This is a genomic window from Niastella koreensis GR20-10 (assembly GCF_000246855.1).
Taxonomy (GTDB): Bacteria; Bacteroidota; Bacteroidia; order Chitinophagales; family Chitinophagaceae; genus Niastella; species Niastella koreensis.
In genome coordinates this window covers 3934940-3948860 of sequence record NC_016609.1, presented here as the reverse complement: position 1 = coordinate 3948860, position 13921 = coordinate 3934940, and the positions used below count along the sequence as shown (strand labels likewise).

The following is a 13921-nucleotide window of genomic DNA, read 5'->3' as shown; positions in this document are numbered from 1 at the left end:
GGCAACCGCCTTGTAACGATTGAACATTTCAAACCAAAACTTGCCATCATGCCTATTGTACAACAGCCACCTTCCGGATCATAGTTCATTGAGTTTTTACTGCAGGAAAGTGACAGGTCAGTTCACCCAACAGACCTGAACGGCTTTCTCATGTCTGAGTTTGATTGCTAATACATTTTTTAAAAAGCCATTATGAGCAAAATTGACAACAAGATTACGGGGCTTCCATTGTGCCTCATTGTCCTGTTACTGTTTATTACCGGTAATGGGTTTGCCCAGGGAACCAAAACTGTCACCGGAACAGTTAAAGGCGCCGGTGGCGAACCGCTGTCGGGCATTAACGTTACCGTAAAAGGTACCAACACGGTCACCACTACCGATGCCGGCGGCAAATTTACCATTGCCGTACCGGGCAATAAAAACGTGCTGGTGTTCAGCGCCATTGGGTATGGAACCAAAGAACAAACAATTGGCAACAGCAAAACCATCAATATAACCCTGGTTACCGAGGCCTCGAACCTGAATGATGTAGTGGTAGTGGGATATGGAACAAAAAAGAAGTCAGACCTTACCGGGGCCATTGCCAGTGTAAGCAATGAAACGCTGGTGCGGGGCGGCAATAACAACTCCATGGGCGCCATGCAGGGTGCTGTAGCCGGCGTTAACATTGTAAGAAGTAACAACAAGCCAGGTGGCAGTTATAGTATAGATATGCGGGGGTTGAGTTCTATTTCAAGCTCCAATACTCCGTTGATTGTGGTAGATGGCATCCAGGTTACCAATATGGATATGATCAACCCGAACGACATCGAGAAGATCGACATCCTGAAAGACGCATCTGCGACTGCCATTTACGGTTCGCGTGGCGCCAATGGCGTGGTGATCGTAACCACTAAAAGAGGTAAAACGGGTAAGGTAAAGATCAGCTACGATAATTATGTGGGCATGCGGCAATATACCAATGTGCCAAAGATGATGACCGGCGATGAGTATGTTCAACTGGCGCGCGAAGCCCGGCGGGCCACCAATAACAATGTGTACGTGCCCGACGACCAGATTTTCACCGATCCTTCCGAATTAAAAGCGGTGCAGGACCATAATTATTACGACTGGATAGACGCTATCTCCAGCAAGGCGCTGCAAACTAATCATACCGTATCTGCTGCCGGTGGTACCGATGACGCCAAATACGCCCTTTCCGGCGGCTACTATTATGAAGACGGCATGCTGAAACCCCAGGAGTATACTCGGTACAACCTGCGTGCGGTGTTGGACCTGAAAGCGAATGAAGTACTGGGTTTTGGCGGCAGCGTGTATTTTACCCACAGCATACGCGAAACCGGTAACAGCGATCTGTTGCAGGACGCCTTCCGCATGCGGCCCACGCAATTTCCCAATAGCCTGGTAGATGGTACTTCGCAATGGAAGTACCCCAGCAATGGTTTGTTCAATCCCCTCATTACCCAAAACAATGAGTTCAATAATACCAAAGGCAATACGTTTTTGGGGAATGTATATCTTAGATTAACCCCGGTGAACGGCCTGGAACTTCGTTCTTCATTTTCTCCTTATGTAGAAAATTACCAGGTGGGCCAATACCGTGGCGTATATACAAAAGCATTACAGGGTACGGCTGCGGGCGCCACTTCCAGTTTGCAGAAGTATACCAACACCAACTGGGTGCTGGATAACATTGCCACGTATAAATGGGCCAGGGGTATTCACAACCTCGATGCAACGGCGGTATATTCCTTACAGAAAACGCAATATGAAAACGTGCAGGCAGCTTCAAAAGACCTTACGTTCAATTCACTTTATTATAACATCCAGGGTGGTACGCCAACCGGTCAGAGTTCTGCGTATACCCAAACTAATTTAACTTCCTGCCTCGGGCGTATCAACTATACGCTCATGAATAAGTATCTGTTTACGGTGAGCGCGCGCTACGATGGTTCTTCCCGCCTGGCGGAAGGACATAAATGGGCGATGTTTCCCTCTGCCGCCGTTGGCTGGAAGATAAGGGAGGAAAACTTTTTAAAAGATGTGAAGTGGTTGAGCGATCTGAAACTGCGCATGAGTTATGGACAAACCGGTAATGATGCGGTGAAGCCTTATCAAACAAACGGCAGTATTTCTGCACCGCAATATTATTCCTTCGGCTCCGATGTAATTGGTAATGTACCCAACAATTTACGCAACGATGCGCTGAGCTGGGAAACCACCAAAGAATATAACCTCGGTGTTGACTTCGGGTTGTTGAACAACCGCATCACCGGTTCGGTGGAGTTGTACAACCGGTTAACCACCAACCTCATCATGAGCAAACTGGTGCCCGTAACACTAGGGTATACTTCCATTACCGCCAATGTAGGCTCGGTTCGCAATAAAGGTGTAGAGTTAACCCTGAATACCGTGAACGTACAAACGGAACATTTTCGCTGGAACTCTACCTTCACGCTGGCGTATAATAAAAACGCCATTGTTGACCTGGCTTACAAAGAAGACCTGGGCAAATACAGCAACCAGTTGGCCGGCATGACGGGTGATTATGCGAACGGCTGGTTTATTGGCCAACCCATTCGGGTTAACTGGGACCTGATGACGATTGGCGTATGGCAATTAGGCCAGGAAGCCGAAGCCGCCCAATACGGACAAAAGCCCGGACAGTTCCGCGTAAAGGATTCTGATAAGGACGGCGTGATCAACAATGAAAAAGACCGTTACCTCGATGGCAAACGCACACCCGATTATATCGGAGGGTTTACCAATACCTTTCAATATAAGAACTTCGACTTTGCGGTACATGTTTACTTCAGAACCGGTGCCAGGGAACGAAACCAGTTCTATGTATCCTGGGCGTTGGAGAACAACAACGGCAACTTTAATAACCTGAAGAAGGATTACTGGACACCCGAAAATCCTTCCAATACCATGGCGCAACCCAGCAACATGGGGCCCTACAGAGATCAGAACAGCATTTCTAAAACCGTGTCGCACGAAATGCAAAGCACCGACTTTGTAAAAGCAGCGTATGCCACGTTGGGCTATACGTTCAATAAGAAGTTACTGGATAGATTAAAGATCAGTCGCTTCAGGATCTATGCAACGGTGCAGAACCCGCTCATCATTACGCCGTTCAGCGGGTACGATCCGGAACAGGCAACGGTGGGCCCTAATACCAGCGACCTGATGACCCGTAACCTGTTGCTGGGCCTGGACATTTCTTTCTAAACGCTTTAACGAACTACCATGTGCATCAATAAATACATGATAAAAGGAATGCTGGCGCTCACGATAGTGGTTGCCACCACTTCCTGCAAAAAAGATTTCCTGGCCGAAGTGAATTACAGCAGCCAGTCGGCCGAACAGTATTTCGCTACCAGGGCTGGCTATGAAAGCCTGGTGATTGGTTGTTACAGTAACCTGCGAACGATCTATAACAGCAAAGACTACCAAAACGTAACGCAGCTGGGCACCGATATAGTAACACAAAATTATCCCGGTGCGGTGAGCCCGTTAAACCAGTATACAGTAACGTTAACCTCAAACGACGGCAGCATCGCCAATTACTGGACCATGTTGTATGCGGCGTTGAAGAACGTAAATGCTGCTATTGACCGGGCGCCGGCGGTAATCACCAAGGATGCCGATCCCGATGGCATCGATCCTGCGGTGCGTGATAAAAGAGTAGCAGAGGCAAAGGCCTTACGCGCCCTGTATTTATTCGAGATCGTGCGTAACTGGGGCCGGGCGCCATTAATAACGTCGGAGCCCATGGCGCCCACCAACACTGCGGAAATAGCAGATGGCGCGGCGTTTTATACGCAGATCCTGAAAGACCTTACCGATGCCATTGCCATCTTACCCGGGAAACCAACAGGAACAGATTTTGGCAGAATGTCGGCAAGCGCAGCCAAACACCTGCGGGCGCTGGTGTACCTCACCAGGGGGTATCAACCGTATGCCGATGCCAATGATTTTACGAATGCGTATAACGATGCAGCAGATGTGATCAATAACTCCGGTTACTCCCTGGTAAGTGATTTTGCCCAGGTACACCGGCAGGCCAATGAAACCAATAACGAGATCCTGTTCTCTATAGGTTTTTCCACCACGGCGAATAACAATACCAACAACTGGCCCAAATGGTATTTGTTTCCGTATCGCGAAGGCTGGGCCGGGTTGTCGAAAAGCGCCATTTACAGCAATGATGATGTGGCCGGCATTCCCACCAAACTGGCGTATTTATTATACGACTGGCAAAAAGACCGCCGAGCCGAAGTAACCTTTATGAGTCCGGTTAATGGTACGCCGGCAACGGCTGTCGATGGCACCAATCGTGGTAAGGACTGGTTCCAGTGCACCAGTGCCGTAGCAGGAAAATTTGCCTTGGGCGATACCGTTATTTATTTGCCGGTGCCTACTGATGCCAAATACAAACAATGGAGCGATGCCGATAGAACAACCGTAAAGTATGTAGTATACAATTACCCCGTTGGCGATACCACCGACTGGACGAAGGATGATTATTACAAGAACGCCTATCAAACCACCAATTCCACTACCCGGGCCTGGTTACCGGTTTGGAAGTTCAAGGATGCCAACACCATTTACAATGAAAGCAATGCCGGTTCCGGCACCCGCGATATTTACCTGTACCGCCTGGCCGAAACCTGTTTGATAGCCGCCGAAGCAGCCGTAAAAAAGGGTGACAATGCCAATGCATTACTCTACTTGAATAAAGTAAGAACAAGAGCTGAAAAAATACCCGGCTCCTTACAGAAAACAGGAACCGTTACCATCGATGATATTCTTGACGAGAGGGCATTGGAATTGTTTGGCGAAGCGCCACGCTGGAACGACCTGCAACGCACCCATAAGTTAGCAGACCGCGTACTTAAATACAACTGGGATGTTACCCACATCACCGGCGGCGTGCAAACCCAATTGACAACCGGCGATTCTAAATTTTATTTGCGACCTTTCCCGTTAAGTTGGATGAATAGTTTATCTAATCAGCAGGAAGTTACTCAGAATAATGGTTGGTAGTCAGTAGTCAGTAGTCAGTAGTGAGTGAACTCGCGATTGTTCAGTTCTCCCGAATGTCGGGAACCCACTCACTACTCACTACTCACTAAATTAATACTATGAAGCATCTCATTATGATATTTTCCCTTTTACCAGGTATGATCCACGCCCAAACATTCATCCATCCCGGCCTACTCCAAAGCCGGGAAGATCTGCAACGGATGAAGACCGCAGTGGCTGCCAAACAGGAACCCATTTATGCCGGCTACCAGGTGTTTATTCAGGATCCCGCCTCGCGGGAGGGTTATAAAATGCAGGGACCGATGGCCATGGTGGGGCGCAACCCTACAGTGGGACAAACTACTTACGACAATGACGCCAATGCAGCGTATCAACATGCGATTATGTGGGCGATCACGGGACAGAAATCCTATGCAGATACCGCGATCAGAATCATCAATGCCTGGTCGGCCACGCTGAAATCGATCACGGGTCGCGATGCGGTGCTGATGGCCGGGTTGGGGCCTTTCAAAATGGTGAATGCGGCCGAGATCATCCGGTATACCAATGCAGGCTGGTTGGAGGCAGATATTCAACAAACGGAAAAACATTTCAGGGAAGTGATCTATCCCGTTTTGAAAGACTTTGCGCCATTTGCCAATGGCAACTGGGATGCAGCGGCTATTAAAACCGTTATGGGCATCGGCATCTTTTGTAACGACCGGTTCATCTATGAACGCGCCCTGCAATACTATGTAAATGGCAGTGGTAATGGCCGCCTCACGCATTATGTAATCAATGAAACCGGACAGGTACAGGAAACCGGCCGCGACCAGGCGCATGCCCAATTGGGGATTGCCCTGTTGAGCGATTGCTGCGAAATGGCCTGGCACCAGGGGTTGGACCTGTATGGTTATGCCAATAACCGACTGTTAAAAGGGTTTGAATATACTGCAAAGTATAACCTGAATAACGACGTGCCCTTTATACATGAGCTGGATCGTACCGGAAAGTATGAGCATTTCAAACCATCTGAACAATCACGCGGTGACTTGCGGGCGGTGTATGAACAGATCTATAATCATTATGTAAACAGGATGGGGCTGCAAGCGCCCTTCACCAAACAGGCTGCGGAAAAGATAAGACCCGAAGGGCCAGGCAAACCCGGCGCCGATCACCCCGGCTATGGTACGCTGTTATATACAAGACTGCCCGGTTCGGCCATCGTTCACAATCCAAAAGCCGCGCCGGGTGGTATTATCCCCACAGGTTCCAACCAACAAATAACCCTGAGCTGGATAGCCACTACCGGTGCTGAAACCTATTCTGTAAAACGAGCATTAAATAGCGGTGGTCCTTATACGACCATTGCGACCCGCATTACCGCTGCTAACTATACTGACAAACAGGTAAAACCCGGTGTTGTGTATTACTATACCCTCACTGCAACCAATGCAAAAGGTGAAAGTGCCAAAGCCTGGGAAGTGAGCATTGCTGCCGGCTTGCCCAATGCCTGGAAACAACAGGCAATAGGCGCAGCTGCCACAACAGACAAAGCCGAATACGTTGGTAATGGATTTAGCGTAGCCGCTTTGGGGAATGGTTTGGGCGATACCCGGGATACCTGTTTTGTTATTTACCGGCTATTACAAGGCGATGGAACCATCACCATGCGTATAAATCCCGAACCTGGTTCGCAGTTCACCAGCATGGGGTTGATGATGCGCGAAGCATTGACCGCAAATGCAGTGCATGCTGCGCTTATGTTATATCCTGGTAAAACCAATACCGTGGAAGCGCCCTCCTGGCATGTGCGATTAGTGAGTCGCGCAAAAACAGGGGCGGTAAACACGGTTGATACCATTGGACATGCATTGGTGGAACCCGCTGTAACCTATGGCCGCCTGACCGGCTTTTACTGGTTACGTTTGCAAAGAAAGGGCTCCACTTTTACCGGCTTTGGTTCTTACGATGGCAATAACTGGACGCTCATTGGAAGTGTGCAACTGACTTTGAAAAAAGACCTGTTGGTTGCAATCCCTGTTGCCTCCGGCATGCCCAACAGCACCATGGTGCAAATAGACAATGTATCTGTAACTACTAATTAACTCCCTGCATGATAAAGAAATTCCTGTATTTACTGATGCCTGTTATAATACCGGCAGCATTGGCCGCACAAACAGAAGTGGTGTCGCCCGATAAACAGATCAGGATCGTTTGTAACATCGATACGGTTGGCGACAAACAGGTCACCTATGAAGTGTTTTACAAAGGGAAACAATTTTTGCTTCCCTCGCCAATGGGATTTCAGTTTTCCGGCGGGCCCATCCTGCAATCCTTTTTTAAAATAACCGGCGTAAAAAAGCAGGCGCACCGTGGCAGCTGGAAACCCGTGTATGGTGAGAAGGAAGTGTATCCGGAAAATTACAATGAGATTACGATTGCGCTGGTAGAAAAAATACTACCACAGCGCCAGTTGAACATCGTTTTCAGGGCTTATGATGAAGGCATTGCCTTTCGCTATGAGTTCCCGCAACAGGCCGCCACAAAGCCTTTCACCATTCAGCGGGAAATGACCGGCTTTCAGTTTACCCCCGGCGCCATGGTGTGGGAAGAGTATGGCCATGAAGGATTGTATAATAAAGTACCGGCCCCGGAAATAAAATTTAATTGTGAATTACCCCTTACGGTAATCTCGGCGGACAGTATATATGCTGCGATCGCAGAAGGTGGGGTCAGCAACTATCCAAAAGCATATGTGCAAAAGGGTGGTGGCCGCACCAATAATGGTATGATATCTATTTCACTCAGAGGCGAGGCAAAGGGAGCCGGCGGGTACGTTACCAACTGGCGCATGATCACTATGGGCGACCGCCCCGGCGATCTGCTGGAAAAGAATTACCTGTTGCTGAACCTGAACAAACCGGGTGTAATAAAAGAAACCGGCTGGATAAAACCCGGCAAGGCTATGCGCGATAACCAGCTGTCGACAATCAACAGCAAAAAGCTGATCGATTATGCGCAGGTGCATGGCATCAACTACATCATACTCGACGCCAACTGGTATGGTCCGCCAAATGGCGAAGACTCCGACCCTTCAAAAATAAACGTGGTAGATGGCAAGGGGAAATCTATGCCCAATCACCCGGGGCTTGATATAAAAGAGATAGTGGCGTATGGAAAATCAAAAGGCGTGGGCATTTTCCTGTATGTAAACCGGCAGGGGCTGGAGCGTTACATGGACAGGATCTTCCCGCTGTATGAATCATGGGGCATCAAAGGTATCAAACCCGGGTTTGTAAATGTGGGCACGCAGGAGTGGCAGCAATGGACCGAAGACCTGGTGCGCAAAGCCGCGCAACATCACCTGATGGTGGATATCCACGATGCGTATCGCCCAACAGGATTAAGCCGCACGTATCCCAACCTGATAACCCAGGAAGGCGTGCATGGCAACGAACAAAGCCCCGACGCTGATCATAATACCAAATTACCATTCGTGCGCTTTACCATTGGCGCAGCAGATTACACCCCCGGCTATTGTCGCAGTAATTTAAAAAATACCTGGACGCACCGGTTAGCCTTACCTATCCTTTACTATAGCCCCGGACAATTCCTTTTCTGGAATGAAACCCTGGGTGAATGTCATGAACGGCCCGAACTGGCCCTGTGGCGGGAGGTGCCTGTTACCTGGGACGATACCAAAGTATTGCAGGGCGAAATAGGCGAATATGCCGTGATCGCCCGGCGTAAAGGAAACGACTGGTATGTAGGCGGCATCACCAATCATGAAAGCAGAACGATCACCATCAACTGCAGTTTTCTGAAACCAGGCGCTTCGTACGAAGCCACTATTTATACGGATGATGCCAATGCGCAAAACGTAAACATAGCGCAAAGAAAGGTAGATGCATCAACCGTATTGATATGCCCGTTGCTGGCATCGGGTGGGGTAGCAATACAAATAAAAGCGACATCGATAAATAACAACCAAAGCCGGTAGCTAAACCATTTGTGAACAGGATTTTCAGGGAGCTAAGAATGGCAAGGTCCGGTGTGTTATCATATATAAGTGAGTTCTTAATCCCATGAATAATCCCAAAATCCCTATGCATGAAGATTACCGTTACGCGTAATGAGCTTCTGCTGAAGCGAAAATGGCTGCGAACAGCAGTCATGAAGTTCGGAGCCACCACTTTGTTGGTTGCGCTCACGTTCTTTGTTCAACGTTCCTTTGCCCAAACCGGGTTGCTGAATGATGATTTCTCAACCGGTAACACCAACAACTGGAAAGCTGCTACCGCCGGCTCTACAGGACAGATCGTAAACGGAAAGTTTGTGGTAACCATGGCTCCGCAAACCGGAGGCAAGTACCGTGGCGACTTTCAGAAAACAGGCGGTGTAACTTTTAGTCCCGGCGCCTATCCTATTGTGGCTATCAAGTTCAACAAGCCGCCCCGTTGTAACTATTTCTTCGACACCAACCTGGGGTCGTTCAATGGCACCAACAACAATGCCACCAAAATAGCTTCGGCTACTGGAAACGTTTATTACTGGGACCTTTCAACCGGTACCCTGGGTACCACTGCCATGTTAACCAGCTCAACAACCAGCCTCACCACCTTCCAGTTTAAAATAGCCGATGTAGTATTGACATCAGCTGAAGTAGCTGCGAATGATATTCAGTATGAGGTGGACTGGGTTAAAACCTTTACCTCGGTAAATGAACTGCGGTCGTATGTGGGCGTTAACAACCCCGACACCTTTAATTTCAAAGGCGCTTTTGCGCACCCGGGCCTGTTGCACAATACAGCCGACCTGGCGAGAATGAAAACGGAGGTGGCCAGCAAATTTGGCCGTCCCTATGCAGATTACCAGTTACTGGCAGCATCAACGCGTTCTTCCGCTACTTACAAGATGGCAGGGCCCTATGCGCAACTTACCCGCGACGCTACCGTTACTGTAAATGGTGTAAACGGTGGTACGGTTAAAAATGGTGTGGAAGCCGACTTCCTTGCCGCGTACTACAATGCCCTGCTATATAACATCACCGGTGATGAGGCGCATGCCAAAAAAGCGGTGGAGATCATCGATGCGTATTCAGCTACCACTACTGCTATAGTTGGTACAGATGCTGCATTGAACGGTTTGTACGGCTGTATGCTGGCCAATGCGGCCGAGATCATGCGTTATACGTATCCCGCATGGCCGGTTGATAAACAACAGCAAACCGAAACCATGCTGAAAAATGTTTTCTACCCTGTGCTGGGAAACTTCTCGCCCTGTTCGCATGGTAACTGGGATATTATCTGTATGAAGGCGTTGATGGCTATTGCCGTTTATACCAACGATACCGAAATGTTCGACCGTGTGGTAACTTATTTCTATCATGGCGAAGGCAATGGCAGCATCGACAATTATGTAATAACGGCTGCCGGTCAGTTGCAGGAAAGTAACCGCGACCAGGGACACGTATTGCTGGCGATCGGCTCACTGGCTGAACTGGCTGAAATGGCCAATAAACAGGGTGTTGATCTGTACTCAGCCTCAGGGAATGCCATTATGCGCGGCTATGAGTATGCTTCGAAATATAACCTCGGCAACGATGTTGATTACCAGACTGCCTACGATTATTGCGAAAAGAACTATTCTGACTATACGCCCGAAGCAATTTCTGCCACCGCCCGTGGACAGTTCAGACCTGTATTTGAAATTGCGTATAACCATTACGTTGTTCAAAAGGGTTTGCAAATGCCCTGGACTTTGAAAGTATTGCAGGCCACAGGGCCGGAAGGCGCTCCTCCGGGCGCAGACAACCCTGGCTATGGCTCTTTGTTCTTCTATACAAGCACGGTGGCTGATTATCCAAAAGACAGCACGGCTGTGCCTGTTGATACGGTTGGTTTGATCAACGATCGCTTTACCACTTCAGCCAGTGGCTGGGCTGCGGCTACCAGCGGTTCCGTAGCTACCGTAGCAAATGGTAAACTGAATATTACGCTGGTTACGCAATCGAACGGTAAAGGCCGTGGCGATGTGAAGCGCACCGCCGGCGCGGTATTGATGCCTAATAATTACCCCATTTTTGCCATCAAGTTTAAAAAGCCAGCAGTTGGCAATATTACCTTCGATACCAACCTGGGTTCTTTTGGCAATGCCGCCAATAAATGGACCGGTAAAGTAGGGGATGATATCTATTATTACGACCTTACCAAAGGCGGTTTTGGCGCAACGCCCACCATGCTGACAGCTGATAAAGCTACCACGCTTACTACCTTCCAGTTTAAAGTGGCCGATATCAGCTCCGGTGAAACCAGCTATGCAGTGGAATGGATCAGAACAGTGAAAACTGTCGCTGACCTGGTGGAAGTAACGGCGCCGCACATTGCGCAAACCATTACTTTCGATTCACTGGCCACCGTTACCCTGGGCGATACTACCCCCATTGTACTGAAGGCTACCGCCAGCTCAGGCCTGCCTGTAAGCTATGCCATTTCCGATACTACCATTGCTACTATTGTAAACAATAGAGTGAATGTTAAAAAGGATGGCTCTGTGATCATTACGGCTTCACAAGCCGGTGACACCGCTTACCTGCCTGCCTCGCCTGTTGCCCGCACATTGAACATAGTTGTGCCGGTTGACACCGTTTCGGGTTTGATCGATGATAACTTCATCGATACTACCGATGGCTGGGCTGCTGCCACCGCCGGTTCCGTAGCAACCGTTCAAAATGGTAAACTGGTGGTAACCCTGGTTCCTCAATCGAATGGTAAAGGCCGTGGTGATGCCAGGAAAACTACCGCTGTGAAATTGTTACCAAACAATTATCCCATCGTAGCCATCCGCCTTAAAAAGCCACAGGTTGTCAATCTCACTTTCGATACCAACCTGGGTTCATTTGGCAATAATGCCAATAAGTGGACGGGTACCGTAGGGGATGATATTTATTATTATGATCTCACCAAAGGTACATTCGGGGCAACAGCTATCAGGCTGTCTCAGAATACTGCAACCACCCTCACTACCTTCCAGTTTAAAGTAGCCGATATCACTTCAGGTGAAACCAGCTATGCCATTGACTGGGTGAAAACGGTGAAATCGATAGATGACCTGAAGAACACGTTACCGCATGTACAACAAAGCATCAGCTTCGATTCAATCGTTGCTGTTACTTTAGGCGATACAACCCCTGTTGTGCTGCATGCTACTGCCAGCTCAAACCTGCCGGTTAGCTACAGTGTTTCAGATTCTACCATCGCTACAGTTAATAACGGAGTGGTGAATGTGATCCGCGCCGGTTCTGTAGTGATCACGGCTTCACAGGCGGGTGACTCGGCCTACCTGGCTGCAACCCCTGTTTCGCAAACCCTGGTGATAAACCGGATAGCGCAGCGCATCAGCTTTGATTCCATTCCAGCTGTTTTATTAGGCGATACCGCGGTTATCAGGCTGCATGCAGTGGCTACTTCCGGTTTGCCAGTGAGCTTTACCGTTTCTGATTCTACCATCGCTACTGTTGTAAATGGCGTGGTGAAAGTGATCCGCGATGGTACAGTAACCATTACCGCCGCTCAGGATGGTGACGCCACTTACCTGCCTGCCGCATCAGTTAGCCGTACGCTCACCCTTGCACCGCTTGGAATTGCCGTTCAATCACAGGATGGCGACAAGGGGAAAACAGACAACAACAGCATCAGTCCTTACCTGCAACTGGTTAGCACCGGTAAAGCGAATGTGGCTTATGGCGAGTTGACTGCCCGTTACTGGTTCACTGCAGAAAACTATGCAGGTATCAATACCTTCATCGACTATGCACAACTGGGTAGTGCCAAAGTAAAAGCGAAATATGTACAACTCGATACGCCACGCGCCGGCGCCTATGGTTATATCGAATACAGCTTCGATAAAACAGCCGGTAACCTGGCTGCCGGTGGAAACTCTGGTGTAATCCAATCACGTTTTGCCAATACAGACTGGTCGAACTTCAACGAAGCTGATGACTATTCCTATGTAAACAACAAAACGTATGCAAACAACAGCAAGATCACTTTATACCGCAATGGACAACTGGTATGGGGTACAGAACCTGTAGCCGTAACACCTGTGGTGGATGTGAAAGCGTATGCCTCAACACAAAACGGCGGTAAGAATACCATCAGTACGTATGTGACCATCAGCAATGAAGGTAACATGCCGGTTGCTTATGGCGATCTGAGTGTTCGCTACTGGTTTACAGAAGACGGCACTGCTGCGCTCAATTCATGGGTAGATTACGCCAAACTGGGCACCAGCAACATCATCACCGGCATCAATACGGTTAGCCCTGCATTGACAAGTGCCGACAGGTACTTCGAGATCAAGGTGAAACCAACGCTGGGTAACCTGTATCCTGCAAGCAGCACCGGCAATATCCAGTACCGCATTGCAAAATCCGACTGGTCGAACTTTACGTTTACAAACGACTGGTCGTATCAGGCGCCTGCACAGTTGGCGGTGAATGAGCACATGACCGTGTATTACAAAGGACAATTGATCTATGGTACTGAGCCTGCTGCTGCCGTACAAGGGCGTGTAGCTGCCAATACCACTGCGGAAGTAGCTGATAACGGCAATGCTGTTGCTAACAGGATCGTGTTGTATCCGAATCCGACTACCGGTTATTTGAACATTCAGGCAGGTACAGTAGCGTCAGACGCAACTGTACGTGTTTACAGCCTCAACGGCGAACTGCTGCTGTTACAAAGACTTACTTCCGGTAGCCAAACAATTTCATTGCAAAAACTTACAACTGGTATTTACCAGGTGGAGGTGCGCAATGGAAAAACCGTAACCACAAAACAAATTATTAAACAATAAAACCAATAGCCCCGGCGGAACCGTCGGGGCTTTT

General features: G+C 48.9%; 5 protein-coding genes. All 5 read left to right on the top strand.

Going from position 1 to position 13921, the window contains the following annotated elements; all coding sequences use genetic code 11:
- Nucleotides 1–192 precede the first annotated feature (192 nt).
- The gene (locus tag NIAKO_RS15305) at nt 193–3231 is read left to right on the top strand and encodes a SusC/RagA family TonB-linked outer membrane protein (protein ID WP_014219358.1); all 3039 of its coding nucleotides are present in this window, start codon (nt 193–195) and stop codon (nt 3229–3231) included.
- A gap of 18 nt (nt 3232–3249) precedes the next feature.
- Complete coding sequence (locus tag NIAKO_RS15300) at nt 3250–5049, top strand: RagB/SusD family nutrient uptake outer membrane protein (protein WP_014219357.1); 1800 nt, start codon at nt 3250–3252, stop codon at nt 5047–5049.
- Between the two features lie 98 nt (nt 5050–5147).
- A complete protein-coding gene (locus NIAKO_RS15295) occupies nt 5148–7136 on the top strand; it encodes an alginate lyase family protein (RefSeq protein WP_014219356.1) in 1989 nt (662 codons plus the stop codon).
- Nucleotides 7137–7144: 8 nt separating this feature from the next.
- A complete protein-coding gene (locus tag NIAKO_RS15290) occupies nt 7145–9031 on the top strand; it encodes a glycoside hydrolase family 97 protein (RefSeq protein WP_014219355.1) in 1887 nt (628 codons plus the stop codon).
- 110 nt (nt 9032–9141) lie between these two features.
- Nucleotides 9142–13887 (top strand): DUF4979 domain-containing protein, encoded by a 4746-nt coding sequence (locus NIAKO_RS36830; RefSeq protein ID WP_014219354.1) that lies wholly within the window; start codon nt 9142–9144, stop codon nt 13885–13887.
- The last annotated feature ends 34 nt before the right edge of the window (nt 13888–13921 follow it).

Excerpts from the sequence above, each read along its gene's own strand:
- NIAKO_RS15300 (WP_014219357.1), top strand. The coding sequence starts at position 3,250 with ATGTGCATCAATAAATACATGATAAAAGGAATGCTGGCGCTCACGATA.
- NIAKO_RS36830 (WP_014219354.1), top strand. The coding sequence starts at position 9,142 with ATGAAGATTACCGTTACGCGTAATGAGCTTCTGCTGAAGCGAAAATGG.
- NIAKO_RS15295 (WP_014219356.1), top strand. The coding sequence starts at position 5,148 with ATGAAGCATCTCATTATGATATTTTCCCTTTTACCAGGTATGATCCAC.
- NIAKO_RS15290 (WP_014219355.1), top strand. The coding sequence starts at position 7,145 with ATGATAAAGAAATTCCTGTATTTACTGATGCCTGTTATAATACCGGCA.
- NIAKO_RS15305 (WP_014219358.1), top strand. The coding sequence starts at position 193 with ATGAGCAAAATTGACAACAAGATTACGGGGCTTCCATTGTGCCTCATT.